24 protein-coding genes are annotated in these 25227 nt (G+C 54.4%); 11 read left to right on the top strand and 13 right to left on the bottom strand.

What is annotated here, in order from left to right; all coding sequences use genetic code 11:
• The first annotated feature begins 87 nt into the window (after positions 1 to 87).
• Genes V6E55_RS09205 through V6E55_RS09190 form a run of 4 tightly spaced genes read left to right on the top strand, consistent with a single transcriptional unit; the run spans position 88 to position 4152 of the window.
• The gene (locus V6E55_RS09205; protein ID WP_114979373.1) at positions 88 to 1992 is read left to right on the top strand and encodes an ABC transporter ATP-binding protein; all 1905 of its coding nucleotides are present in this window, start codon (positions 88 to 90) and stop codon (positions 1990 to 1992) included.
• Between the two features lie 22 nt (positions 1993 to 2014).
• A complete protein-coding gene (locus V6E55_RS09200) occupies positions 2015 to 3037 on the top strand; it encodes a hydrolase (RefSeq protein ID WP_236920590.1) in 1023 nt (340 codons plus the stop codon).
• Complete coding sequence (locus V6E55_RS09195; RefSeq protein ID WP_008503016.1) at positions 3034 to 3252, top strand: YheU family protein; 219 nt, start codon at positions 3034 to 3036, stop codon at positions 3250 to 3252. The genes V6E55_RS09200 and V6E55_RS09195 overlap by 4 nt, the downstream gene beginning before the upstream one ends.
• 30 nt (positions 3253 to 3282) lie before the next feature.
• Positions 3283 to 4152 carry a phosphoribulokinase gene (locus V6E55_RS09190; protein WP_129994852.1) on the top strand — a complete coding sequence of 290 codons (870 nt, stop codon included), beginning with the start codon at positions 3283 to 3285 and terminating at the stop codon, positions 4150 to 4152.
• A 66-nt stretch (positions 4153 to 4218) separates the two neighbouring features.
• Here the strand turns inward: V6E55_RS09190 and V6E55_RS09185 are convergent, their stop codons facing one another.
• The gene (locus tag V6E55_RS09185; RefSeq protein ID WP_049007351.1) at positions 4219 to 4623 is read right to left on the bottom strand and encodes an OsmC family protein; all 405 of its coding nucleotides are present in this window, start codon (positions 4621 to 4623) and stop codon (positions 4219 to 4221) included.
• A gap of 311 nt (positions 4624 to 4934) precedes the next feature.
• On the opposite strand from V6E55_RS09185, the gene crp reads away from it, so the two are divergent.
• Together crp and V6E55_RS09175 are read left to right on the top strand one after the other, a co-directional pair.
• Positions 4935 to 5567, top strand: coding sequence for a cAMP-activated global transcriptional regulator CRP (crp, locus tag V6E55_RS09180; protein ID WP_000242758.1), 633 nt, complete (start codon positions 4935 to 4937; stop codon positions 5565 to 5567).
• A gap of 57 nt (positions 5568 to 5624) precedes the next feature.
• Entirely contained in the window at positions 5625 to 7712 is a 2088-nt protein-coding gene (locus V6E55_RS09175; RefSeq protein ID WP_316942669.1) for a YccS/YhfK family putative transporter, read from the top strand.
• Here V6E55_RS09175 and argD read toward each other — a convergent pair.
• The 4 genes from argD to ppiA form a co-directional block, all read right to left on the bottom strand.
• Positions 7709 to 8929 carry a bifunctional acetylornithine/succinyldiaminopimelate transaminase gene (argD, locus tag V6E55_RS09170; protein ID WP_207220712.1) on the bottom strand — a complete coding sequence of 407 codons (1221 nt, stop codon included), beginning with the start codon at positions 8927 to 8929 and terminating at the stop codon, positions 7709 to 7711. The genes V6E55_RS09175 and argD overlap by 4 nt on opposite strands.
• A gap of 87 nt (positions 8930 to 9016) precedes the next feature.
• Positions 9017 to 9580 (bottom strand): aminodeoxychorismate synthase component 2, encoded by a 564-nt coding sequence (gene pabA, locus V6E55_RS09165; protein WP_129994850.1) that lies wholly within the window; start codon positions 9578 to 9580, stop codon positions 9017 to 9019.
• Between the two features lie 30 nt (positions 9581 to 9610).
• Positions 9611 to 10195: a putative adenosine monophosphate-protein transferase Fic gene (locus V6E55_RS09160; protein ID WP_129994849.1), complete on the bottom strand. Its 585-nt coding sequence runs from the start codon at positions 10193 to 10195 to the stop codon at positions 9611 to 9613.
• 104 nt (positions 10196 to 10299) lie between these two features.
• Positions 10300 to 10872, bottom strand: a complete 573-nt coding sequence (gene ppiA, locus V6E55_RS09155) for a peptidylprolyl isomerase A (RefSeq protein ID WP_014885514.1) — start codon at positions 10870 to 10872, stop codon at positions 10300 to 10302.
• A 277-nt stretch (positions 10873 to 11149) separates the two neighbouring features.
• Here ppiA and tsgA point away from each other — a divergent pair, with 277 nt between their 5' ends.
• Positions 11150 to 12334 (top strand): MFS transporter TsgA, encoded by a 1185-nt coding sequence (gene tsgA / locus V6E55_RS09150; protein ID WP_028018006.1) that lies wholly within the window; start codon positions 11150 to 11152, stop codon positions 12332 to 12334.
• An 18-nt stretch (positions 12335 to 12352) separates the two neighbouring features.
• Here tsgA and V6E55_RS09145 read toward each other — a convergent pair whose 3' ends face one another.
• Complete coding sequence (locus V6E55_RS09145; RefSeq protein WP_316942658.1) at positions 12353 to 13654, bottom strand: cytosine deaminase; 1302 nt, start codon at positions 13652 to 13654, stop codon at positions 12353 to 12355.
• A gap of 239 nt (positions 13655 to 13893) precedes the next feature.
• On the opposite strand from V6E55_RS09145, the gene nirB reads away from it, so the two are divergent.
• From nirB to V6E55_RS09125, 4 genes are all read left to right on the top strand, one after another.
• A complete protein-coding gene (gene nirB / locus V6E55_RS09140) occupies positions 13894 to 16437 on the top strand; it encodes a nitrite reductase large subunit NirB (protein ID WP_316942657.1) in 2544 nt (847 codons plus the stop codon).
• The gene (gene nirD / locus V6E55_RS09135) at positions 16434 to 16760 is read left to right on the top strand and encodes a nitrite reductase small subunit NirD (protein WP_129994846.1); all 327 of its coding nucleotides are present in this window, start codon (positions 16434 to 16436) and stop codon (positions 16758 to 16760) included. Before nirB ends, nirD begins: the two co-directional genes overlap by 4 nt.
• Before the next feature lie 136 nt (positions 16761 to 16896).
• The gene (cysG, locus tag V6E55_RS09130) at positions 16897 to 18270 is read left to right on the top strand and encodes a siroheme synthase CysG (protein ID WP_316942656.1); all 1374 of its coding nucleotides are present in this window, start codon (positions 16897 to 16899) and stop codon (positions 18268 to 18270) included.
• Positions 18271 to 18413: 143 nt separating this feature from the next.
• Positions 18414 to 18584: a YhfL family protein gene (locus V6E55_RS09125; protein WP_028018011.1), complete on the top strand. Its 171-nt coding sequence runs from the start codon at positions 18414 to 18416 to the stop codon at positions 18582 to 18584.
• Positions 18585 to 18664: 80 nt separating this feature from the next.
• Here V6E55_RS09125 and trpS read toward each other — a convergent pair whose 3' ends face one another.
• The 7 genes from trpS to aroK all read right to left on the bottom strand — a co-directional run bounded on the left by trpS (position 18665) and on the right by aroK (position 25058).
• Positions 18665 to 19669, bottom strand: coding sequence for a tryptophan--tRNA ligase (gene trpS, locus V6E55_RS09120; RefSeq protein WP_028018012.1), 1005 nt, complete (start codon positions 19667 to 19669; stop codon positions 18665 to 18667).
• Positions 19662 to 20423: a phosphoglycolate phosphatase gene (gene gph, locus V6E55_RS09115; protein WP_114979359.1), complete on the bottom strand. Its 762-nt coding sequence runs from the start codon at positions 20421 to 20423 to the stop codon at positions 19662 to 19664. The genes trpS and gph overlap by 8 nt, the downstream gene beginning before the upstream one ends.
• Complete coding sequence (gene rpe / locus V6E55_RS09110; protein ID WP_024907923.1) at positions 20416 to 21093, bottom strand: ribulose-phosphate 3-epimerase; 678 nt, start codon at positions 21091 to 21093, stop codon at positions 20416 to 20418. The genes gph and rpe overlap by 8 nt, the downstream gene beginning before the upstream one ends.
• Positions 21094 to 21134: 41 nt before the next feature.
• Entirely contained in the window at positions 21135 to 21947 is an 813-nt protein-coding gene (gene dam / locus V6E55_RS09105; protein WP_028018014.1) for an adenine-specific DNA-methyltransferase, read from the bottom strand.
• Between the two features lie 67 nt (positions 21948 to 22014).
• Positions 22015 to 23298 (bottom strand): cell division protein DamX, encoded by a 1284-nt coding sequence (gene damX, locus V6E55_RS09100; RefSeq protein WP_316942655.1) that lies wholly within the window; start codon positions 23296 to 23298, stop codon positions 22015 to 22017.
• Positions 23299 to 23390: 92 nt separating this feature from the next.
• Positions 23391 to 24479: a 3-dehydroquinate synthase gene (gene aroB, locus V6E55_RS09095; protein ID WP_028018016.1), complete on the bottom strand. Its 1089-nt coding sequence runs from the start codon at positions 24477 to 24479 to the stop codon at positions 23391 to 23393.
• A 57-nt stretch (positions 24480 to 24536) separates the two neighbouring features.
• Entirely contained in the window at positions 24537 to 25058 is a 522-nt protein-coding gene (gene aroK, locus V6E55_RS09090; protein ID WP_003861630.1) for a shikimate kinase AroK, read from the bottom strand.
• Between the last annotated feature and the right edge of the window lie 169 nt (positions 25059 to 25227).

Raw genomic sequence — 25227 nt, 5'->3', positions numbered from 1 at the left:
CTACCATGGCGGCCCGGTGCGGAAAATGGCCCACACCTTACATTATCATAATGACAAATTAACATAGTCGGAACATACGGCGCTTCTATGATTGTTTTCTCCTCGTTACAAATTCGTCGCGGCGTGCGCGTCCTGCTGGATAACGCCACTGCAACCATCAACCCAGGCCAAAAAGTGGGTCTGGTCGGCAAAAACGGCTGTGGTAAATCCACTCTGCTGGCGCTGCTGAAAAACGAGATTAGCGCGGATGGCGGTAACTTTACCTTCCCGGGGAACTGGCAGCTTGCCTGGGTGAACCAGGAGACGCCTGCCCTGAGCGAACCGGCACTCGACTATGTTATCGACGGTGACCGTGAATACCGTAAGCTGGAAGCGGAACTTAACGCCGCTAACGAACGCAACGACGGTCACGCCATCGCCACCGTTCACGGCAAGCTGGACGCCATCGACGCATGGACCATTCGTTCCCGCGCCTCCAGCCTGCTTCACGGCCTGGGCTTCAGCAATGAACAGCTGGAACGCCCGGTCAGCGACTTCTCGGGCGGCTGGCGTATGCGCCTCAACCTGGCGCAGGCGCTGATCTGCCGCTCTGATCTACTGTTGCTCGATGAACCGACGAACCACCTGGATCTCGATGCGGTTATTTGGCTGGAGAAGTGGCTCAAGAGCTATCAGGGCACTCTGATTCTGATCTCCCACGACCGCGACTTCCTCGACCCGGTGGTGGATAAAATCATTCATATCGAACAGCAAACGATGTTCGAGTACACCGGCAACTACAGCTCCTTCGAGCGCCAGCGCGCGACGCGTCTTGCCCAGCAGCAGTCCATGTATGAAAGCCAGCAGCAGCGCGTGGCGCACCTGCAAAGCTTTGTGGATCGCTTCAAGGCCAAAGCGTCAAAAGCGAAACAGGCCCAGAGCCGCATCAAAATGCTAGAACGCATGGAGATGATTGCCCCGGCGCACGTGGATAACCCGTTCCATTTCAGTTTCCGCGCGCCGGAAAGCCTGCCAAACCCACTGCTGAAGATGGAAAAAGTCAGCGCGGGCTACGGCGATCGCACTATTCTCGACTCTATCAAGCTCAATCTGGTGCCAGGTTCACGTATTGGTTTGCTGGGGCGCAACGGTGCCGGTAAATCGACACTGATTAAACTGCTGGCGGGAGAACTTAACCCGGTAAGCGGTGAAATCGGCCTGGCAAAGGGCATCAAGCTGGGTTACTTCGCCCAGCATCAGCTGGAATTTTTACGCGCTGATGAGTCCCCGATTCAGCACCTCGCGCGTCTGGCGCCGCAGGAGATGGAGCAAAAACTGCGTGACTACCTCGGCGGCTTTGGCTTCCAGGGGGATAAGGTCACCGAAAACACCGAGCGCTTCTCCGGTGGCGAAAAAGCCCGTCTGGTGCTGGCGCTGATCGTCTGGCAGCGTCCGAACCTGCTGCTTCTTGATGAACCGACTAACCACCTGGATCTCGACATGCGTCAGGCGCTGACTGAAGCGCTGATTGAGTTTGAAGGCGCACTGGTTGTCGTCTCGCACGATCGCCACCTGATCCGCTCCACCACCGACGATCTCTACTTAGTGCACGACGGCAAAGTTGAACCGTTCGACGGTGACCTGGAAGACTACCAGCAGTGGCTGACCGACGTGCAGAAGCAGGAAAACCAGCCAGAAGAGTCCACGAAAGAGAACGCCAACAGCGCGCAGGCTCGTAAAGACCAAAAGCGCCGCGAAGCGGAACTTCGCACCCAGACACAGCCGCTACGCAAAGAGATCGCCCGTCTCGAAAAAGAGATGGAAAAACTTAATGCTACACTCGCTACCGTTGAAGAGAAGCTGGGCGACAGCGGTCTGTATGACCAGAGCCGCAAAGCCGAGCTGACTGACTGTCTGCAAACTCAGGCCAAAACGAAATCCAGCCTCGAAGAGTGCGAGATGGCGTGGCTGGACGCTCAGGAACAGCTGGAAGCGATTATAGTAAATAACTGACATGAATTAGCATCGCATCGTTATGACCCAAATCATTCCATCAGACTTCGACATAGCTTCTGAAGAGAGCGCTGAGTTCGTGCCCATGCGCGGCGTGTCAAATCGCCACCTGCAGACCATGCTGCCACGGCTTATCCGTCGCAAGGTTCAGTTCACCCCGCACTGGCAACGGCTGGATTTACCGGACGGAGACTTTCTGGACCTCGCCTGGAGCGAGGAGCCGGAACAGGCTCGCCATAAGCCGCGTCTGGTGGTCTTTCACGGTCTTGAGGGCAGCCTGCATAGCCCGTATGCGCATGGGTTAATCCAGGCGGCAAAAGCCCGTGGCTGGCTCGGTGTGGTGATGCATTTTCGTGGCTGTAGCGGCGAGCCAAATCGTCAGAATCGCATCTATCACTCGGGCGAGACCGAAGACGGTACGTGGTTTTTACACTGGTTGCGGGAAAACTTTGGCACCGTGCCCACCGCTGCCGTGGGCTATTCGCTGGGCGGGAATATGCTGGCTTGTCTGCTGGCCAAAGAGGGCGAAAGCGTCCCGCTGGATGCCGCCGTCATTGTCTCTGCGCCATTTATGCTGGAGCAGTGTAGCTATCATATGGATAAAGGTTTTTCCCGCGTCTATCAGCGCTACCTGCTTAACCTGCTGAAAGCCAACGCAGCGCGCAAACTGAAAGCCTACCCGGAGACGCTTCCGGTAAGTCTGCGTCAGTTAAAAAAAGTGCGCCGCATTCGCGAATTCGACGATCTGATCACCGCAAAAATTCACGGCTTTGCCGACGCGATTGACTACTATCGTCAGTGCAGCGCCATGCCGCTGCTCAGCAAGATTACACAGCCGACACTGATCATTCATGCCAAAGATGACCCGTTTATGGATCATCATTCAATTCCCGCTCAGGAATTCCTGCCCGACAACGTTCACTATCAGTTGACGGAGCATGGCGGCCACGTCGGGTTTATCGGTGGCACACTACGTCGCCCTAAAATGTGGCTTGAGACACGTATTCCTGACTGGTTAACCCCGTATCTGGATGGTGCAAAATGATCATTCCCTGGCAGGATCTGGCTCCCGAAACGCTCGATAATCTGATTGAAAGCTTTGTATTACGCGAAGGCACAGATTATGGTGAACAAGAACGCTCGCTTGAGCAAAAGGTCAACGATGTAAAGCGCCAGCTCAAAAGCGGCGACGTGGTGCTGGTATGGTCAGAACTGCATGAGACGGTCAATATCATGCCCCGCAACGCGTTTCACGGCTGATCTTTCAACCTTTCCAGTCAGGGAGTTGCTATGTCTGCCAGACATCCGGTTATTGCCGTTACGGGGTCGAGTGGTGCGGGAACCACCACCACCAGCCTCGCATTTCGCAAGATTTTCGCCCAACTGAATCTCCGTGCGGCGGAGGTCGAAGGCGACAGCTTTCACCGCTATACGCGCCCGGAGATGGACATGGCCATCCGTAAAGCGCGCGATCTGGGTAAACACATCAGCTACTTTGGCCCGGAAGCCAATGACTTCGGCCTGCTGGAGCAAACCTTCGTCGAATATGGCAAGAGCGGCACAGGGCAATCACGCAAGTATCTGCATACTTACGATGAAGCCGTGCCATGGAACCAGGTACCGGGCACCTTTACCCCCTGGCAACCCCTGCCGGAACCCACCGACGTGCTGTTTTACGAAGGGCTGCATGGCGGCGTGGTAACCCCCCATCACGACGTGGCGCGCCATGTGGATCTGCTGGTTGGCGTGGTACCGATCGTTAACCTGGAGTGGATCCAGAAGTTGACGCGAGACATGAGCGAGCGCGGCCATTCGCGAGAAGCGGTGATGGACTCAGTGGTGCGATCCATGGAAGATTACATTAATTTCCTGACGCCGCAGTTCTCCCGTACCCATATTAACTTCCAGCGTGTACCGACAGTTGACACCTCCAACCCATTCGCGGCAAAAAGCATCCCGTCGCTGGATGAGAGTTTTGTGGTGATCCATTTCCGCAACCTCGAAGGCATTGATTACCCGTGGTTACTGGCGATGTTGCAGGGCTCGTTCATTTCCCACATGAATACCCTGGTGGTGCCGGGCGGGAAAATGGGGCTGGCGATGGAACTCATCATGACGCCGCTGGTGAAACGGTTGATGGAAGGGAAGCAGATCGCGTGATCATATTCCCTCTCCCGGTGGGAGAGGGTTAGGGTGTGGGCATCAACACGCACGATGCCCCACCAATCACGCCTCGATCACTTCATACGAATGGGTGATTTTTACCGCTTTCTCCAGCATTAACGCCACAGAGCAGTACTTCTCGGCAGACAGGTCCACGGCACGCGAAACTGCCGCGTCTTTCAGTTCTTTACCAGTGACCACAAAGTGCAGGTTAATATGGGTGAACAGGCGTGGCGCCTCTTCACGACGTTCCGATGTGAGTTTAACTTCGCAATCCGTCACATCATGGCGACCTTTCTGCAGAATCGACACCACATCAATTGCGCTGCATCCACCAGCAGCCATCAATACCATCTCCATCGGGCTTGGCGCTTTATCGCCGGAGTTACCATCCATCAAAACCTGGTGTCCTGAAGCGGACTCGCCCAGGAATGTTAACCCTTCAACCCATTTCACGCGCGCTTGCATATTCATTAACTCCAACGTTGCATTTTTGGTGACAGATTACGTGTGCGTTACATTTCTCGCAATGGAAGGCGACCTGCATCATGCTGAAGCGAGACACCAGGAGACACGCGGCGAAAGCTATGCTAAAACACTCAGGATGCTACAGTAATACATTGACGTTACACATGTATGCAGAGGACATCAAACTTTACTGGCTGCGAAACGTTACGATAGCCGACTTCCCAGGGTATGGGTAAGAATTCGATTGCAACCCCAGAGTCCGGATGCATCTGATGACTCTGGTGACAGCTTATAACAGAGGATAACAGCGCATGGTGCTTGGCAAACCGCAAACAGACCCGACTCTCGAATGGTTCTTGTCTCATTGCCACATTCATAAGTACCCATCGAAGAGCACGCTGATTCACCAGGGTGAAAAAGCGGAAACGTTGTATTACATCGTAAAAGGCTCGGTGGCAGTGCTGATCAAAGATGAAGAAGGGAAAGAGATGATCCTTTCTTATCTGAACCAGGGCGATTTCATCGGTGAACTGGGCCTGTTTGAAGAAGGCCAGGAACGTAGCGCCTGGGTTCGCGCAAAGACAGCATGTGAAGTGGCTGAAATTTCTTACAAGAAATTCCGTCAGTTGATTCAGGTTAACCCTGATATCCTGATGCGTCTTTCTTCCCAGATGGCTCGCCGTCTGCAGGTAACATCCGAGAAAGTGGGTAACCTCGCCTTCCTGGACGTTACCGGCCGTATCGCACAGACTCTGCTGAACCTGGCAAAACAACCTGATGCGATGACCCACCCTGACGGCATGCAGATTAAAATTACCCGTCAGGAGATCGGTCAGATCGTCGGCTGCTCCCGTGAAACAGTGGGCCGTATTCTGAAAATGCTGGAAGATCAGAACCTGATCTCCGCCCACGGTAAAACCATCGTGGTCTACGGAACGCGTTAATTCCACTCAAACGGCGTGCCATCGCAAGGTGTCACGCCGTTTTTGTCTCTCTTCCCCATGTGGCGCAGGCTGATTTATCACCCGGAAGTTAACTACGCACTGCGACAAACGCTGGTGTTGTGTCTTCCTGTGGCCGTGGGCCTGATCCTTGGACATCTTCAGCAAGGTCTGCTGTTTTCTCTCGTGCCCGCCTGCTGCAACATTGCCGGCCTGGACACACCGCATAAACGCTTTTTTAAACGTCTGATTATTGGCGGCTCGCTGTTTGCTGGCTGTAGCCTCGTCGTGCAGCTTTTACTGGCCCGCGATATTCCGCTGCCGTTGATCCTGACCGTGCTGGCGATGACGCTCGGCGTCACTGCTGAAATCAGCGCCCTTCATGCGCGCCTGCTTCCCGCCTCACTGATTGCGGCCATCTTCACGCTGAGCCTTGCGGGGAACATGCCGGTGTGGGAGCCGCTCCTGATCTACGCCCTGGGTACGCTGTGGTATGGGCTGTTTAACTGGTTCTGGTTCTGGCTGTGGCGGGAACAGCCCCTGCGTGAATCATTGAGCCTGCTCTATGTGCAACTTGCGGATTACTGCGAGGCCAAATATACCCTGCTCACCCAGCACACCGATCCGGAAAAATCGTTGCCGCCGCTGCTGACGCGCCAGCAAAAGGTGGTGGATCTGATCAGCCAGTGTTATCAGCAACTGCATATGCTCGCTGCCAACAAGAATCACGAATACAAACGGCTGCTGCGTATCTTCCAGGTGGGGCTGGATCTGCAAGAGCATATTTCCGTGAGCCTGCACCATCCTCAGGAAGTGCAAAAGCTGGTCGAGCGCAGTCATGCCGAAGCGGTGATCCGCTGGAATGCGCAAACCGTCTCCGCGCGTCTGAGAGTGCTGGCTGATGACATTTTATATCACCGCTATCCCACGCGTTTTAACATGGAAAAACAGCTCGGCGCGCTGGAGAAAATTGCCCGCCAGCATGAGGACAACCCGGTGGGTCAGTTTGCCGCCTGGCATTTCAGCCGTATCGCCCGTGTGTTGCGCACGCAACGCCCGCTTTATCCCCGCGATCTCATGGCCGATAAACAAAAACGTCTGCCGTTACTGCCGGCGCTCAGAAGCTACTTGTCGCTTAAATCGTCCGCTCTGCGCAACGCCGCACGGATTAGCGTCATGCTCAGTACCGCCAGCCTGATGGGCATGGCGCTGCATCTGCCAAAACCCTACTGGATCTTAATGACCGTGCTGTTTGTCACCCAGAACGGCTACGGCGCCACGCGCGTGCGTATTCTGCACCGGGCGGGCGGAACGATGGCCGGGCTGATTATCGCAGGCGTCACGCTGCACTTTCACGTGCCGGAAGGTTATACCCTGGCGGGAATGCTGATAATTACGCTGGTGAGCTACCTGATTATCCGCAAAAACTACGGCTGGGCGATGGTGGGCTTTACGGTAACGGCGGTATACACCCTGCAACTGCTCACGCTCAATGGCGAACAGTTTATTGTCGCCAGACTGATCGATACCCTGATTGGCTGTCTGATTGCCTTTGGCGGCATGGTCTGGCTGTGGCCGCAATGGCAGAGCGGATTGCTACGCCAGAACGCCCACGATGCGCTGGAGGCCGATCAGCAGGCCATTCGTCTGATCCTGAGCGACGACCCGCAACCTTCCCCACTGGCGTATCAGCGGATGAAGGTCAACCAGGCGCACAATGCCCTGTTTAACTCGCTCAACCAGGCGATGCAGGAGCCGGGCTTTAACTCGCACTATCTGGCGGATATGAAACTCTGGGTGACACACAGCCAGTTTATCGTCGAGCATATTAACGCCATGACCACGCTGGCGCGTGAACATACAATGCTGACGCCAGACCTGGCGGAGCGTTATTTACAGTCGTGTGAAATTGCCTTACAGCGGTGTCAGCAGCGCCTGGAGTATGACGCACCGGGAGAGTCAGGGGATTCAAATATTCTGGAAGCGCCCGACACGCTGACTCACGGGCCAATGAGCACCCTGGAGCAGCATTTGCAGCGTGTACTCGGGCATCTGAGCACCATGCACACCATTTCGTCGGTGGCATGGCGTCAGCGTCCGCATCACGGGATTTGGTTAACGCGGATATTAAAGCGGACGGAGAATTAACCTTTTACGATTTTCTCGACTGCCGCGGCAAAGCGGGTTAATCCATCTTCAATGTCTTTGTCTTCTACCACCAGCGACGGTGCAAAACGCATCACGTCCGGTCCCGCGTTCAGCACCATCACCCCTTCGCGGGCGGCGGCATGCAGGAAATCGCGCGCGCGACCTTTGTACTGCGGTTTCAGCTCGGCACCGATCAGCAACCCCATCCCGCGGATCTCGCTGAACACATCAAACTGATCGTCAATCTGCTGCAGGTGTTTCACAAACAGCTCGCGCTTCGCGCTGACGCCGTTCAGAACCTCAGGTGTATTGATAATATCAAATGCCGCGCCCGCCACGGCACTCGCCAGCGGGTTGCCGCCATAGGTGGAACCGTGAGAACCAACGTGGAACGCGGAGGCAATCTCCTGAGTCGTCAGTACCGCACTCACCGGGAAACCACCGCCGAGCGCTTTGGCGCTGGTGAGAATATCCGGCGTCACGCCGTAGTGCATATAGGCAAACAAATCGCCGGTACGTCCCATCCCGCACTGTACTTCATCAAACACCAGCAGCGCCTGATGCTCATCGCACAGCGCACGCAGACCTTTCAGGAATTCCGGGGTAGCCGCCGTCACGCCGCCTTCACCCTGGATCGGCTCGACAACAACCGCGCAGGTGTGGTCGTCCATCACCGCTTTCACCGCATGCAGATCGTTAAACGGCACATGGACGATGTCGGCCGGTTTCGGGCCAAATCCGTCGGAATACTTCGGCTGGCCGCCGACGGAGACGGTAAAGAAGGAGCGTCCGTGGAAGGCATTGTGGAAGGCAATAATTTTGGTTTTGTACGGGCTGTGGCGCGTGGTTGCGTAGTAGCGCGCCAGCTTGAAGGCGGTTTCGTTGGCTTCGGTGCCCGAGTTCATGAACAGCACGCGCTCGGCAAACGTCGCATCAATAATCTTGCGGCCGAGGCGTAACGCCGGCTCGTTGGTGAAAACGTTGCTGGTGTGCCAGAGCGTTTCGCCCTGGGTTTTCAGCGCCTCAACCAGGACAGGATGGCAATGGCCCAGCGCCGTTACTGCAATACCGCCCGCGAAATCAACATACTCTTTGCCCTGCTGATCCCAGACGCGGCTGCCTTTTCCTTTTACCGGGATAAACTCAGCCGGTGCATAAATCGGCAGGATTACTTCATCGAATGTTGCGCGGGTAATTGCGGGTTGTTCAGTTGCCATGTCATGACCATCCATTTTTATGCCACATTGATTGTGAAAATATAATCACAAAATATGCATAAAAAATCACAACAAGGCAACAGATATTCAGCGATTAAGGAAATTTGCCAGCAGCGCGTGTCCCTGCTCGCTGAGGATGCTTTCCGGGTGGAATTGCACGCCTTCGAGATCCCATTCGCGATGACGAATCCCCATGATCTCCTGCGTATCGCTCCAGGCGGTCACCTCAAAGCAGTCAGGCAGCGTCGACGGGTCAATCACCAGTGAATGATAGCGCGTCACGGTTAACGGATTATTAAGCCCGGTGAATACCCCAACGCCAGTGTGGGTGACCGGAGAAGTTTTACCGTGCATCACTTTAGCAGCGCGCACGATAGTGGCACCAAACACCTGGGCAATGGCCTGATGGCCAAGACAGACACCGAGGATCGGCAGTTTGCCGGCATACTGCTGGATAACATCCAGAGAAATGCCCGATTCCGACGGCGTACACGGCCCCGGTGAAATCACGATTTTCTGCGGAGCCAGTGTTTCAATATCCGCCAGGCTAATGTCGTCGTTGCGGCGGACAACCACCTCTGCACCCAGCTCACAAAAATACTGGTAAAGGTTCCAGGTGAAGGAATCGTAGTTATCAATCAGCAGAATCATGGCGGCTCCCGAAAAAAATGCCGCCCTATTCTACTCAGTTTCCCGTGCTTCGCTCACTACTTTGGCAAAGATAGCATTCAGGGCCGTCAAATCCCCCATTGCACCGCTCTGGTTGGCCACCACCCACTGATCCGGATCGATATCGCGCCAGTCCAGCGTATAACCGGCGTGGATCGCCAGTTGCTCAAAGAATATGCGCTGCGAAATGCCATTGCCACTCATAAAAGGATGCAGCATGTTGATTTCACAATAGTAATGGCTAACTTTACCTGTAAACGCGTCTTTCTGAAGGCCGACCAGATATTTGTCGTTTTCCAGTGCCTCCATCAGTTCATTCCCCATCTTCTCGATGTACTCGAAATGACAAAAAGGAATGTCGCCCTTAGCAATATCGGCGGTGCGGAACTCGCCTGCCCGTTTCATCTCTCTGCGATACAAATGGCGGTGAATATGGCACAGATGGGGCAAACCGGGGGCAGAAGGCCCCAGTTCCAGCGTCTCAATGTGAGGTTCTGAAGGACCATTACCTTTTTCAAGGAGGCAACTGGCCTGAAAATTGACGTTACGCTGCTGTTCCCAGAGACGGGATTTTCGCTTATCGGTGAGTTTTTTCACTTAACGCCTCCCTGAATAGTCCGTTTGCCACAAGTATAAGCAGCAAAACGCGCTTTCGCAGGGAGGGGCAAAACACGGGCGGGGGACGCCCGTGTCAAAAAACGTTATGGCAGAACTTTTGCGGAGAGGATAACGACAGGTTTTGACGGCACATTCTGGTATGGGCCGACATCATGGGTAGGCACCTGAGAGATCTTGTCCGCCACATCCATCCCTTTCACAATTTTACCGAAGACGGCATAACCGAAGTCACGCTGGCCGTGGTCGAGGAAGGCGTTATCCGCCACGTTGAGGAAGAACTGGCTGGTCGCGCTGTCTTTATCTGCTGTACGCGCCATGGAAATGGTACCGCGCTTGTTCAGCAGACCGTTGTCCGCTTCGTTTTTAATAGGCGGGTTCGGCTGCTTTTGCTGCATTTGCTCATTGAAGCCGCCACCCTGAATCATAAAGCCCGGGATCACGCGGTGGAAAGTGGTGTTGTTATAGAAACCACTGTTCACGTAGTCGAGGAAGTTTTTCACGGAAACAGGGGCTTTCTGGCTATTCAGTTCCAGCTCAATGTTCCCGGCGGAGGTGGTCAGCAGGACGTGAGGATCTCCTTTTGCTGCCAGCGCAGCAGGGGAAACGGCAGAAAGAGCAAACACAGCTGCGACAGCCGCCAGTGTTGATTTGAGCATGAGAATTCCTTAACAAAGCGCAGTATAAAAAGCGAATGGCTTGATTCTAAAGAGCAGTATGAACTGAGACCAGCCTTTTACCTAATTTTACGAAATTGAAACAGTTGTAACCACGCAAACGATTGGTTTAAGCGCCACTTTATGTGATCTGAGTCACATAAAAATATGCAATGAATACTGAATTTCTCTGAAAAGATATGAATAGATCACTTTAATGTCTAAAATCTGCCCGCTCTCAGCGCCCGATGGGCGCTTTTCTTTTTTGAACAGGCCAGACATGACTAACAGCAATCGCATCAAGCTCACATGGATCAGCTTCTTCTCCTACGCCCTGACCGGCGCGTTGGTGATCGTCACCGGGATGGTGATGGGGAACATCGCAGACTACTTCCAGCTGCCCGTATCCAGCATGAGTAACACTTTCACTTTCCTCAACGCGGGGATCCTGATTTCTATCTTCCTGAATGCCTGGCTGATGGAAATTGTTCCGCTGAAAACGCAGCTGCGTTTTGGCTTTGTGCTGATGGTCGCCGCCGTGGCGGGTCTGATGTTGAGCCACAGCATCGCCCTGTTCTCCGCCGCCATGTTCGTGCTCGGTCTGGTGAGCGGGATCACCATGTCGATTGGTACCTTCCTGATTACCCACATGTATGAAGGCCGTCAGCGCGGCGCACGTCTGCTGTTTACTGACTCCTTCTTCAGCATGGCCGGGATGATTTTCCCGATGGTCGCCGCTGTTCTGCTGGCGCGCAGCATTGAGTGGTACTGGGTCTATGCCTGCATTGGGCTGGTCTACGTGGCGATCTTTATTCTGACCTTCGGCTGTGAATTCCCGGTGCTGGGCAAAAAAGCCCAGACCACGGCAGAACCTGTCGCGAAAGAGAAATGGGGCATCGGCGTGCTGTTCCTCTCCATTGCCGCCCTGTGCTACATCCTGGGTCAGTTGGGCTTTATCTCCTGGGTACCGGAATACGCTAAAGGTCTCGGCATGAGCCTGAACGATGCGGGCAAACTGGTGAGTGATTTCTGGATGTCTTACATGTTTGGCATGTGGGCGTTTAGCTTCATCCTGCGCTTCTTCGATCTGCAGCGCATCCTGACCGTGCTGGCTGGTCTGGCAACCGTGCTGATGTATCTGTTCATCAACGGTTCCCCGGAACATATGCCGTGGTTCATTCTGACCCTGGGCTTCTTCTCCAGCGCAATTTACACGTCCATCATTACCCTGGGCTCGCTGCAGACCAAAGTGGCCTCGCCAAAACTGGTTAACTTCGTGCTGACCTGCGGCACCATCGGAACCATGCTGACCTTCGTCGTCACGGGCCCGATTGTTGCGCACAGCGGTCCTCTGGCAGCGCTGCACACCGCGAACGGTCTGTATGCCGTAGTGTTTATCATGTGCCTCGTCCTGGGCTTCGTGACCCGCCACCGCCAGCATAACGTGGCGGCAGCTTCTCACTAATCGCCTTGCCCCTTTGCGTTAAGCAGAGGGGCTGTTTCTGGCAAAACTCACCTCTTCTCCCCCGTTATCCATCTGGATCCACGTCTGCGCCAGCTGCGTGGTGGCAATAATCCGCCCCTGACGAATCGACCAGCGCACCGGCACCTGGCAGCGCACCGCTTCAAATCCGCTCTCTGCCGGCAGGATTATCAGGTTTGCCGGGTTCCCCGTTGCGATACCGTAATCACTCAGACCAAAGGTTCTGGCACTGTTGTGTGTAATCAGGTTCAGCCCGCTGTCGATTTGCGGGTAGCCCATCATCTGGCAAACATGCAGTCCCATATGCAGCACCTGCAACATGTTGCCGGTACCAAGCGGATACCATGGATCAAACACATCGTCATGACCAAAGCAGACGTTAATGCCCGCTTCCTGCAACTCCTTCACCCGGGTGATGCCGCGACGCTTAGGATAATCATCAAAGCGCCCCTGCAGATGAATGTTCACCAGCGGATTCGCCACAAAGTTAATGCCCGACATCTTCAGCAGACGGAACAGCCGCGAGGTGTACGCGCCATTGTATGAGTGCATGGCAGTGGTATGGCTGGCCGTTACCCGCGCGCCAATACCGGCTTCATACGCCAGCATGGCGACAGTCTCCACAAAGCGGGACTGCTCGTCGTCGATTTCATCACAGTGGATATCCAGCGGACGGTCATATTTCTTCGCCAGCTCGAAGGCAATATACAGAGACTGCACGCCATATTCCCGGGTGAATTCGAAGTGCGGGATCGCCCCCACCACGTCAGCCCCCAGTTTTAACGCCTCTTCCAGCAGTGCCGCGCCATTCGGGTACGAAAGAATACCTTCCTGCGGGAAGGCGACAATTTGCAGCGTCACCCACGGGGCAACCTCCTGTTTCACCTCCAGCATCGCCTTAAGAGCAGTAAGCGTCGGGTCGGAGACATCCACATGGGTGCGGACAAACTGAATACCATTGGCAATTTGCCACTTCAGCGTTTTCCAGGCACGCGCTTTGACATCGTCATGGCTGAGCAACGCCTTACGCTCCGCCCAGCGCTCAATACCTTCAAACAGCGTGCCGGACTGGTTCCAGTTCGGCTCACCTGCCGTCTGGGTTGTATCAAGATGAATATGCGGCTCGATAAACGGCGGGATCGCCAGCCCTCCACGGGCATTTAAGACTTCATAACTTTCGTCGTGGGTATCATCCATTGGGGTAATGTCACCAAATCGCCCGTTCTCAATGGCGAGTTGCCATAGCCCTTCCCGACCCGGTAAACGAACATTCTGAACAAGCCATAACGGTGTTGTAGACATACCTTTCCCCTAAAAAATGCAGCTGATATTCAGGCGTACCGATTTTTCAACGATCGTCCCTGAGTTGTACACAAATTCAACGACAACGAAAAGCCTTCGATTTCCGCCACTTATAAAAATCCTGACAAATCAGTCGCATACCACCTAAGGAGTAGGCGAAGACGTATTTGATTTGCATCAATAAGCGCCGTAGCTGAATCGTTAAGGTAGGCAGTAATAGAAAAGAAATCGAGGCAATAATGAGCAAAGTCAGACTCGCTATCATCGGTAACGGCATGGTCGGCCACCGCTTTATTGAGGATCTTCTCGATAAAGCTGACGCTGCCCAGTTCGATATTACCGTGTTCTGTGAAGAACCCCGCAAGGCGTACGACCGTGTGCATCTTTCTTCCTACTTCTCCCATCATACCGCCGAAGAACTCTCTCTGGTGCGTGAAGGTTTCTACGAGAAGCATGGCGTTAACGTGCTGGTGGGCGAACGCGCTATCACCATCAACCGTCAGGAAAAGGTGATCCACTCCAGCGCCGGACGCACAGTTTTTTACGACAAGCTGATCATGGCGACTGGCTCTTATCCGTGGATCCCACCAATCAAAGGCTCGGAAACCCAGGATTGTTTCGTCTACCGTACCATTGAAGACCTCAAGGCCATCGAAAACTGTGCACGTCGCAGCAAACGCGGTGCAGTGGTTGGTGGCGGCCTGCTGGGTCTGGAAGCTGCAGGCGCACTGAAAAACCTCGGCATTGAAACTCACGTCATCGAATTTGCCCCGATGCTGATGGCAGAACAGCTTGACCACATGGGTGGTGACCAGCTGCGCCGTAAAATCGAAAGCATGGGTGTGAAAGTTCACACCAGCAAAAACACCAAAGAGATCGTTCAGGAAGGCACTGAAGCGCGCAAAACTATGCGCTTTGCCGACGGCAGCGAGCTGGAAGTAGACTTTATCGTCTTCTCCACCGGTATTCGCCCTCGCGACAAGCTGGCTAACCAGTGTGGCCTGGCCGTTGCTCAGCGCGGCGGTATCATGATTAACGATACCTGCCAGACCTCTGATCCGGACATCTACGCAATTGGCGAGTGCGCCAGCTGGAACAACCGTGTGTATGGGCTGGTCGCCCCGGGCTACAAAATGGCGCAGGTCGCCGTAGACCATATCCTCGGAACGGAGAACGCCTTCGAAGGCGCAGACATGAGCGCCAAGCTGAAGCTGCTGGGCGTGGACGTTGGCGGTATTGGCGATGCCCACGGTCGTACCCCGAACTCACGCAGCTACGTCTACCTCGACGAAAGCAAAGAAGTCTATAAACGCCTGATCGTCAGCCAGGACAACAAAACCCTGCTCGGCGCGGTGCTGGTGGGTAACACCAGTGATTACGGCAACCTGCTGCAACTGGTGCTGAATGCCATCGAACTGCCGGAAAACCCGGACGCCCTGATCCTGCCTGCTCACGCCTCGAGCGGCAAACCGTCTATCGGCGTTGATAAACTGCCAGACAGCGCGCAGATTTGCTCCTGCTTCGACGTCACCAAAGGCATGTTGATTTCAGCTATCAACAAAGGCTGCCACACTGTTGCAGCGCTGAAAGCCGAAACCAAAGCCGGTACCGGCTGCGGCGGTTGTATTCCACTGGTCACCCAGGTGCTGAACGCCGAACTGGCGAAACAGGGCATCGAAGTGAACAACAATCTGTGCGAACACTTCTCTTACTCTCGCCAGGAGCTTTACCATCTGATCCGCGTGGAGGGCATCAAATCCTTCGACGAACTGCTGGCAAAACACGGCCAGGGTTATGGCTGCGAAGTATGTAAGCCAACCGTTGGTTCTCTGCTGGCCTCCTGCTGGAATGAGTACGTTCTCAAACCTGAACATACGCCACTGCAGGACACCAACGATAACTTCCTGGCAAACATCCAGAAAGACGGTACCTATTCTGTTATTCCACGTTCTGCCGGTGGCGAAATTACCCCGGAAGGGCTGGTCGCCGTAGGTCGCATTGCACGTGAATTTAACCTGTACACCAAAATTACTGGTTCCCAGCGTATCGGCCTGTTTGGTGCGCAGAAAGATGATCTGCCAGAAATCTGGCGTCAGCTGATTGAAGCGGGCTTCGAAACTGGGCATGCGTATGCCAAAGCGCTGCGTATGGCGAAAACCTGCGTAGGCAGCACCTGGTGCCGCTACGGCGTCGGCGACAGCGTGGGCTTCGGCGTGGAGCTGGAAAACCGCTACAAAGGCATCCGTACGCCGCATAAAATGAAGTTTGGCGTCTCCGGCTGTACTCGTGAATGTGCGGAAGCGCAGGGTAAAGACGTGGGTATTATTGCTACTGAGAAAGGCTGGAACTTGTACGTGTGCGGTAACGGCGGGATGAAACCACGCCACGCAGACCTGCTGGCGGCAGATCTCGACCACGATACGCTGATTCAGTATCTCGACCGCTTCATGATGTTCTACATCCGTACCGCCGACAAGCTGACCCGTACCGCTTCCTGGCTGGACAACCTGGAAGGCGGCATCGACTACCTGAAGTCAGTCATCATCGACGACAAACTGGGCCTTAACGAACAGCTTGAAGCCGAGATGGCTCGCCTGCGCGAAGCGGTGATTTGCGAATGGACCGAAACCGTGAACACCCCGGCGGCACAAACGCGCTTCAAACACTTTATCAACAGCACCCAGCGCGACCCGAACGTACAGGTTGTGGCAGAGCGCGAACAGCATCGTCCGGCGACACCGTATGAACGAATTCCGGTCACGCTGGTGGAGGAAAACGCATGAGCCAGTGGGTAAACATCTGCAATATTAACGACATCCTGCCTGCCACCGGCGTTTGCGCGCTGCTGGGTAAAGAGCAGGTCGCGATTTTCCGTCCCCGCCACGATGAACAGGTTTTTGCCATCAGCAATATCGACCCGTTCTTTGAGGCCAGCGTCCTCTCACGCGGCTTGATTGCGGAGCATCAAGGCGAACTGTGGGTTGCCAGTCCGCTGAAAAAACAACGTTTCCGCCTGACCGACGGACACTGTATGGAAGATGCCAGCCACTCCGTGAAGCACTACGACGTTCGCGTGAAGGACGGCAAGGTGCAGCTGAAAGGCTAATCCCCTCGCCTTTCCTATAGGAAAGGCTTATGACCCCTTATGGGTAACGGCAGGAAAAACCGTATGTTCTGTACGATTCCTGCTGTTATCCTGACGTCAATTCTTACCCCCTCCATGAATGCTGCGAGGTAACGTCGTGGATCACCTGCCGATTTTTTGTCAATTACGCAACCGCGACTGCCTGCTCGTGGGCGGCGGCGATGTGGCTGAACGCAAAGCGCGCCTGCTGTTAGAAGCAGGTGCCCGTTTGACTGTTAACGCCCTCGACTTTGCGCCACAGTTTGAGGTCTGGGCCCAGGAAGGAATGCTCACGCTGGAGCGGGGGGCGTTTAATGAATCCCTGCTGGATACCTGCTGGCTGACTATTGCCGCGACGGACGATGATACCGTGAACCAGCGCGTCAGCGATGCCTGCGAAGCCCGCCGTATCTTCTGTAACGTGGTGGATGCGCCACAGGAAGCCAGCTTTATCATGCCGTCGATTATCGACCGTTCACCGCTGATGATTGCAGTGTCGGCCGGTGGCCGCTCGCCGGTACTTGCTCGCCTGCTGCGGGAAAAACTGGAGGCCGTGCTGCCACAGCATCTTGGTCAGATTGCGCATTACGCCGGACAGCTCCGCTCCCGTGTGAAGCAAACCTTCGCAACCGTAGGTGAGCGACGTCGGTTCTGGGAAAAATTCTTTGTGAACGACAGGCTGGCGCAGTCGCTGGCGAATCAGGACAGCAAAGCCGTTGAAGAGACGACCGAACAACTGCTGCGCGAACCGCTGGATCACCGCGGTGAAGTGGTTCTGGTGGGGGCTGGGCCGGGAGATGCGGGCTTGCTGACGCTGAAAGGTCTCCAGCAGATCCAGCAGGCCGATATCGTGGTTTACGATCGCCTGGTCTCCGATGACATCATGAACCTGGTGCGTCGCGATGCTGACCGTATTTTTGTGGGCAAACGCGCGGGCTACCATTGCGTGCCGCAGGAAGAGATTAACCAGATCCTGCTGCGCGAGGCGCAAAAGGGAAAACGCGTGGTGCGTCTGAAAGGTGGTGATCCGTTTATCTTTGGCCGTGGCGGTGAAGAGCTGGAAACCCTGTGCAACGCGGGTATTCCGTTCTCTGTCGTGCCGGGCATTACGGCGGCATCCGGTTGCTCAGCCTACTCAGGCATTCCGCTGACACACCGGGACTACGCCCAGAGCGTGCGTCTGGTGACGGGCCACCTGAAAACCGGCAGCGAGCTGGACTGGCATAACCTGGCCGCAGAAAAACAGACGCTGGTGTTCTATATGGGGCTAAACCAGGCCGCCACAATTCAGGCGAAACTGCTGGAACACGGCATGGATGCAGATATGCCTGTCGCACTGGTGGAAAACGGTACCGCCATTACGCAGCGCGTGGTAAATGGCGTGCTGACACAGCTCGGTGAACTGGCGCAACAGGTTGAAAGCCCGGCGCTGATTGTCGTGGGCCGTGTGGTGGAACTGCGCGATAAACTTAACTGGTTCTCGAATCACTAACGCATATTCGTCCTTCCCTGAGTAGTCCTTATGCGGACTACTCCCCTCTTACTGCTGTCGATAACATACCGCCCCGAAGTGGAACTTTTCCCCTTTATTCCCTTGAGTTACATCTTATTTTCGTTTTCAGACAAGGAATGCGTATGTTTAAACTGGCAAAAGCCGCCGTTCTGGTCGGCCTGTTATCGACTCTGACGGCCTGCACCGGTCGTGTAGAAAACACGAAAAATAACTGCAGCTACGATTATCTGCTGCACCCGGCGATCTCCATTTCGAAGATCATCGGTGGTTGCGGCCCGGCGGCACAGCAGTAAGCGTTTTTCAGGCGTAAAAAAACCGGGGTTTCCCGGTTTTTTGTTGTCGGGCGGCGGAGTCGCCACCCGGCAAAGCAAGCTTAAGGTTTACCAACAAACCCAATCGCTTCGTACACCGCTTTCAGGGTTTCGGACGCGCGTGCACTGGCTTTTTCCGCGCCGTCTTTCATCACCTTCTGCAGGAAAGCTTCGTCGTTACGATAGCGGTTATAGCGCTCCTGCAGCTCAGTCAGCATGCCAGAAACGGCATCCGCCACTTCACCTTTCAGGTGGCCATACATCTTGCCTTCAAAATGCTGTTCCAGCTCAGGGATGCTCTGACCGGTAACCCCGGAGAGAATATCCAGCAGGTTGGAGACGCCCGCTTTGTTCTGCACGTCGTAGCGCACGACAGGCGGCTCGTCGGAGTCGGTGACCGCGCGCTTGAGCTTTTTGACGACTGATTTCGGATCTTCCAGCAGGCCGATAACGTTGTTGCGGTTATCGTCAGACTTAGACATCTTTTTGGTCGGTTCCAGCAGTGACATCACGCGTGCGCCGGATTTCGGAATGAATGGCTCAGGTACCTTGAACACATCGCCATAAATCGCATTAAAGCGCTGGGCAATATCACGGCTCAGCTCCAGGTGCTGCTTCTGGTCTTCACCAACAGGAACCTGGTTAGTCTGATACAGCAGAATGTCTGCAGCCATCAGAACCGGATAGTCGAACAGACCGGCGTTGATGTTTTCAGAGTAGCGCGCGGATTTATCCTTGAACTGGGTCATGCGGCTCAGCTCGCCGAAGTAGGTGTAGCAGTTCAGCGCCCAGCCCAGCTGTGCGTGCTCTGGTACATGCGACTGAACAAAAATGGTGCTCTTCTCAGGATCAATTCCGCAGGCCAGATACAGCGCCAGGGTGTCCAGCGTGGCTTTACGCAGTTTCTCAGGATCCTGACGCGCGGTAATCGCATGGAGATCGACGATGCAATAAATGCAATGGTAGTCATCCTGCATGCTGACCCACTGACGTAACGCACCCATGTAGTTACCAATGGTCAATTCACCTGAAGGCTGTGCGCCACTAAAAACGATGGGCTTAGTCATTATTCAATTCCTGATGTTCACTGTGTGAAAGCCCGAGTACGGGCAACAAATCTTTGAAGTGGTCGAACACGACGTCCGGCTCACTTAGCGTGATGGCCTCACCGTAGTTGTAGCCGTAGGTTAACCCGACGGAAGGACACCCAGCCGCTCGGGCAGCCAGAATATCATTGCGTGAATCACCAACAAAGAGCAGCTCCGCAGGCGTTAAGGATAATTTTCCTGCCACCAGCAGAAGCGGTTCCGGATGCGGCTTTTTGTTTTGTACGTCATCACCGCCCACAATGACGGTGAAATACTTCGCGATATCCAGCGCTTCTAGCAGAGGTGCAACAAATGGCGTTGGCTTATTGGTTACCAGCCCCAGCGGGATGCCTTTCGCATGCAGTGTGCTCAGCGTTTCCAGGACGTCCGGGAACAGGAAACTCCCCTCCTCGACAGTCTCTTCATAGAAACGATCAAACAGTTTGCGCAGAATACGCAGTTGCTCGTCCTTCGGGATGTCGGCATGATCGACGCTCGGTTTACCCTGTGCCGAACGCTGCGACGCACGCTCCTGGCGAGCCCATGTCAACGCACGCTCCATCAGCACGTCAGCACCGTTGCCGATCCACGTTACCACACGCTCTTCACCCGCAACGGGGAGTTCAAGCGCATACAGCGCCTGGTCAACAGCGCTTGTTAAGCCCGGCGCGCTGTCGACCAGCGTGCCATCGAGGTCGAATGCCACACCCCGAATTGTCTGCAATTTATCCATGACTTACCTTCGCCAGTTCACGGCGCATTTCATCAATGACTTTTTTGTAATCCGGTTGGTCGAAAATTGCCGAACCTGCAACGAACATATCCGCGCCCGCTGCCGCAATTTCACCAATGTTATTCACTTTCACACCTCCATCCACTTCCAGACGAATGTCGTAGCCCGACTCATCAATACGACGACGCACTTCACGCAGCTTATCCAGCGTATGAGGAATGAACGACTGACCGCCAAAGCCTGGGTTAACGGACATCAGCAAAATTACGTCCAGCTTATCCATCACATAATCGAGATAGCTCAGCGGCGTTGCCGGGTTAAACACCAGACCGGCTTTACAGCCGTTCTCTTTGATCAGCTGCAGCGTGCGATCCACATGTTCAGAGGCTTCCGGGTGGAAGGTGATGATGCTGGCTCCCGCCGCGGCAAAATCCGGCACGATGCGGTCAACCGGTTTCACCATCAGGTGTACGTCGATCGGGGCGGTAATACCATAGTTACGCAGCGCCTTGAGCACCATCGGACCGATGGTCAGGTTAGGAACGTAGTGGTTATCCATCACGTCGAAATGGACGACATCTGCGCCAGCCGCGAGAGCTTTAGCGGTGTCTTCACCCAGGCGGGCAAAATCGGCCGACAGAATTGAGGGAGCAATCAAAAACTGTTTCATCCGCATCTCCTTGAAATGTATTTACCGGCGGGCAAAACGGCTCAGGGGCGATAAAGAGCCAGGAGTTCGTCCACCTTTTTACGTGTGCCGCCGTTGCTGCTAATGCTACGCCGCACTTTAACCTGAAAATGCTTCGCGGCTTTGTACCATTCGCGCGTATCAGGGGTATCGTGATTTGAAATTAACACCGGAATTCTTTTACTGACCAGCTTTTCCGCCATCTCTGCCAGACGAGCCTGTTCGGCCGGGCTGAAGCTGTTGGTGTGATAGGCAGTGAAATTTGCCGTCGCAGACAGCGGCGCATAAGGGGGGTCACAGTAAACCACCGAGTTTACGCCTGCCAGTTCCATACACTCTTCATAGGAGAGGCAGTGAAACTCAGCATTCTGTGCTTTTTCAGCAAAGTGATACAGCTCGTCCTGTGGGAAATACGGGCGCTTATAGCGGCCAAAAGGTACGTTGAATTCACCACGAAGATTATACCGACACAGGCCGTTGTAGCCATGTCGGTTAAGATAGAGGAACAACAAGGCCCGGCGGAACGAATCCTCACTCTGATTGAACTCCGCGCGGAACTGGTAGTAAATGTCCGGGTTATTGTTCTCAGGCGTAAACAGTTTACGCGCCTCTGCGACATACTCATCGGTACGCAGTTTGACGATGTTATAGAGGCTGATAAGGTCGCTGTTGATATCCGCCAGGATATAACGAGAAAAATCGGTGTTCAGGAACACCGATCCCGCGCCCACGAAGGGCTCGATAAGACACTCACCTTTCGGCAGGTGCTTTTTAATATCATCGAGCAGGGGGTATTTCCCCCCTGCCCATTTCAGAAAAGCGCGATTTTTTTTCATGCTGACTAACTGATTACACCTTCTCCGGCTGTGGAGAAAGCTCCGACAGCATCCTGCGCTTTAAACATTACTTCAGATCGGCCTGAACCTGATGAATTGGCTTCGCCCACGGGTTTTTCGCCTGAACGTCTGCTGGCAGTGTCGCCACGGCGCGTTTCGCTTCATCTTTGGACGCATACACACCGCTCACCAGCACATACCACGGCTGACCGTTACGGGTCGTCTGATAAACCACGTAGTTTTTCAGATTCGATTTCTTCGCCCAACCGTTGAGGTTGTCATAGTTAGACGAACTGCTCAGCTGCAGCGTGTAATTGCTGGAAGGTGCAGATTTCAGCGAACCTACGTTACCTGCTGTTTTGCCTGCTGCGGCGCTGGAAGCTGTAGCAGACGCTGCAGGTGCTGTCGTGCTCGCCGTTGCTTTCGGCGCAGTCTGTGTGACTGGCGCTTTTGCTGGCTCGCTCACCGCAGCCGTTTCAGTATGTTTTGGCTGTGCTGGTGCGGCTTTCACTTCAGGCGCTTTCACCACTGCCTGAGGTTTAGTTTCGCGTTTAGGCTCAATCACTGCCTGCTTACGTTCAGGACGTGTCGCAGTTTGTGTCTGGCGCGGTTTCGTTTCCGTCGCAGCAGTTTGCGGCTGAGCGTTACCACCGCGAATCGGTGCGACGGTTGCAGGTTCAGTTGGCAGTGTAGAGTTAACTACGGCGTTATCAATCTGCTGCTGGTTTTGCGGCTGCGTCAGTGCATTATTCAGGTCTCCCTGAACTTCTACACGCTGCTGACCTTCAGGCGTAACAGGTGCCTGGCTCTGAGCTGGGTTTGAGGAAACCGGCGGCAGAGAAACATCCTGTGGTGCTGCGGTGTTTCCTGCGGTCTGCTCTGCCGGAGTGGTACCCGGTGCAGGTTGCGCGCCATTTGCCTGATTTGCCGCATCGTTACCGGAGAGATTGATGCTCTTCTCAGCGGAGGCGGTTTGCTCGGTTGAGTTCGTTGATGGTGCTTTAAGTGCGGAACCAATGCCGACAATCAGCAGCACAAGTACCAACACGCCAAGCCCCATCATAAGATACTGGCGGGAAGCCGGTTTTGGTGCAGCGGCTTTCTTACGTTTACGCGGGCGACGCTCTACAGGCTCTTCGTCCATTGAATCTTCTTCGGACTCATAATCCTCTTCTTCTCGCTCATCACGCGCGTTGCGGCTGCGCGAAGGGCGACGATCGTCTGCATCCAGATCAACATCGTCAAAGTTGATCTGCGGCTCGTTATCACGTTCTGAAGATTGACGAGAACGACCAGTACGACGATCGCTGGGATCGGGTTTCAGCTCGTCTTCTGGTTTGAATTCATCCATTTAACACCCCACTCAAAGGCTTATGCCAACGACTTTGCATTTCACCTGAAGCTAAACGACCACCTGCAACAGTGGCCTGACCTTTCTAGTTGTTACGCCTGCTGACAATCAGCGATAGCGCCAAGAACGACATCGTGCGGCACTCCGCCGCGCACTTCACTCTTCCCTATTGCAAGCGGGAGTACAAGACGCATCTCACCTGCCAATACTTTTTTATCGCGCATCATGTGGGGTAAATACGCTTGTGCCGACATCTCTTGCGGCCCGGTCACTGGCAAGCCTGCACGCTCAAGCAGCGCGATGATGCGCGCCGTCTCATCCGGTTTAAACTGCCCCAGACGTTCAGAGGTGCGAGCAGCCATCACCATTCCGGCAGCAACCGCTTCACCGTGAAGCCAGTTACCGTAACCCATTTCGGCTTCAATCGCGTGACCAAACGTATGCCCCAGATTCAGTAAAGCACGTAAGCCCGTTTCACGCTCGTCCGCAGCGACAACTTCCGCTTTCAGCTCACAACAACGACGGATGCAATATGCCAGTTTAGCCTCATCCAGGCGCAGCAACGCATCCATATTCTCTTCAAGCCAGTCAAAGAACTCGCCATCCAGAATAATGCCGTATTTGATCACTTCAGCAAGACCAGACGCCAGCTCACGCTTCGGCAGCGTTTTCAGACAGTCGAGATCCACCACCACCGAAGCGGGCTGGTAGAACGCACCAATCATGTTTTTGCCAAGCGGATGGTTGACCGCAGTTTTGCCGCCAACAGAAGAGTCGACCTGAGACAGTAACGTGGTTGGAATCTGAATAAAACGGACACCACGTTGATAGCTTGCAGCCGCAAAGCCGGTGAGATCGCCCACAACACCGCCGCCCAGGGCAAGCAGTGTTGTATCGCGACCATGCGGTTTTTGCAGCAATGCGGTAAAGACGGTATCCAGTACCGTCAGACTTTTATACTGCTCGCCATCGGGCAGAATGACACTGTCGACTTTTACACCCGCCTGCTCTAGCAGGTGGCGTACACGGTCAAGATAAAGCGGAGCCAGCGTCTCGTTGGTGACCAGCATCGCCTGATCACCCGCTTTCAGTGGTAAAAAGGAAGCTGGGTCGTTAAACAAACCAGCCGCGATGGTGATAGGGTAACTACGTTCCCCGAGAGTAACTGTAATCCTCTCCATGACGCGACATCCACCTTTAATGCTTTTACCCGCAGGCGAGTGTATATAAAGCCAGAATCAGTTGCTTTCCAGCATATGAATAATCTGGTTTGCAACCACTTTAGCGCTCTGATCGTCAGTACGAATGGTCACATCAGCAATCTCTTCGTACAACGGATTGCGTTCATCGGCCAACGCTTCCAGAACTTCGCGTGGTGGCGTTTCAACCTGCAGCAGCGGGCGCTTTTTATCACGCTGCGTACGTGCCAGCTGTTTCTCGATGGTCGTTTCAAGATAGACCACTACGCCACGGGCGGAGAGACGGTTGCGGGTTTCGCGAGATTTTACAGAGCCGCCGCCTGTTGCCAGCACAATGCCCTGTTTTTCCGTGAGTTCGTTGATCACTTTTTCTTCTCGGTCACGGAAACCTTCTTCGCCTTCTACGTCGAAAACCCAGCCCACATCAGCTCCGGTTCGTTTCTCAATCTCTTGATCAGAATCGTAAAATTCCATATTGAGTTGTTGAGCTAACTGACGCCCAATAGTGCTTTTGCCGGCACCCATAGGCCCAACCAGAAAGATATTGCGTTTCTCTGCCATTTTATCGGTACTACTAAGACTATTCGTTAATGGTAATCCCCGCTTCGCAGACACCCAGCGTAGCAGGACATGAACTGAAACCTCATATGCAATAGAGCGAGAGTCAGACTAAAAATTATCTCAATACTCCGGCTTGTTTGGCAACTGATTAAATCACCGCGCCGGGCGC

It is taken from the genome of Enterobacter sp. 342 (genome assembly GCF_036663495.1).
Lineage (GTDB): Bacteria > Pseudomonadota > Gammaproteobacteria > Enterobacterales > Enterobacteriaceae > Enterobacter.
Note: the sequence above shows the minus strand (reverse complement) of the source record. Positions and strands in the feature narration are given on the sequence as shown.

Coding starts and splice junctions, on each gene's coding strand:
- V6E55_RS09125 (WP_028018011.1), top strand. CDS start 18,414: ATGTTTAAACTGGCAAAAGCCGCCGTTCTGGTCGGCCTGTTATCGACT.
- damX (WP_316942655.1), bottom strand. CDS start 23,298: ATGGATGAATTCAAACCAGAAGACGAGCTGAAACCCGATCCCAGCGAT.
- crp (WP_000242758.1), top strand. CDS start 4,935: ATGGTGCTTGGCAAACCGCAAACAGACCCGACTCTCGAATGGTTCTTG.
- aroB (WP_028018016.1), bottom strand. CDS start 24,479: ATGGAGAGGATTACAGTTACTCTCGGGGAACGTAGTTACCCTATCACC.
- V6E55_RS09185 (WP_049007351.1), bottom strand. CDS start 4,623: ATGCAAGCGCGCGTGAAATGGGTTGAAGGGTTAACATTCCTGGGCGAG.
- pabA (WP_129994850.1), bottom strand. CDS start 9,580: ATGATTCTGCTGATTGATAACTACGATTCCTTCACCTGGAACCTTTAC.
- nirD (WP_129994846.1), top strand. CDS start 16,434: ATGAGCCAGTGGGTAAACATCTGCAATATTAACGACATCCTGCCTGCC.
- ppiA (WP_014885514.1), bottom strand. CDS start 10,872: ATGCTCAAATCAACACTGGCGGCTGTCGCAGCTGTGTTTGCTCTTTCT.
- gph (WP_114979359.1), bottom strand. CDS start 20,423: ATGGATAAATTGCAGACAATTCGGGGTGTGGCATTCGACCTCGATGGC.
- V6E55_RS09175 (WP_316942669.1), top strand. CDS start 5,625: ATGTGGCGCAGGCTGATTTATCACCCGGAAGTTAACTACGCACTGCGA.
- dam (WP_028018014.1), bottom strand. CDS start 21,947: ATGAAAAAAAATCGCGCTTTTCTGAAATGGGCAGGGGGGAAATACCCC.
- V6E55_RS09205 (WP_114979373.1), top strand. CDS start 88: ATGATTGTTTTCTCCTCGTTACAAATTCGTCGCGGCGTGCGCGTCCTG.
- nirB (WP_316942657.1), top strand. CDS start 13,894: ATGAGCAAAGTCAGACTCGCTATCATCGGTAACGGCATGGTCGGCCAC.
- V6E55_RS09145 (WP_316942658.1), bottom strand. CDS start 13,654: ATGTCTACAACACCGTTATGGCTTGTTCAGAATGTTCGTTTACCGGGT.
- tsgA (WP_028018006.1), top strand. CDS start 11,150: ATGACTAACAGCAATCGCATCAAGCTCACATGGATCAGCTTCTTCTCC.
- argD (WP_207220712.1), bottom strand. CDS start 8,929: ATGGCAACTGAACAACCCGCAATTACCCGCGCAACATTCGATGAAGTA.
- aroK (WP_003861630.1), bottom strand. CDS start 25,058: ATGGCAGAGAAACGCAATATCTTTCTGGTTGGGCCTATGGGTGCCGGC.
- trpS (WP_028018012.1), bottom strand. CDS start 19,669: ATGACTAAGCCCATCGTTTTTAGTGGCGCACAGCCTTCAGGTGAATTG.
- V6E55_RS09200 (WP_236920590.1), top strand. CDS start 2,015: ATGACCCAAATCATTCCATCAGACTTCGACATAGCTTCTGAAGAGAGC.
- V6E55_RS09195 (WP_008503016.1), top strand. CDS start 3,034: ATGATCATTCCCTGGCAGGATCTGGCTCCCGAAACGCTCGATAATCTG.
- V6E55_RS09190 (WP_129994852.1), top strand. CDS start 3,283: ATGTCTGCCAGACATCCGGTTATTGCCGTTACGGGGTCGAGTGGTGCG.
- rpe (WP_024907923.1), bottom strand. CDS start 21,093: ATGAAACAGTTTTTGATTGCTCCCTCAATTCTGTCGGCCGATTTTGCC.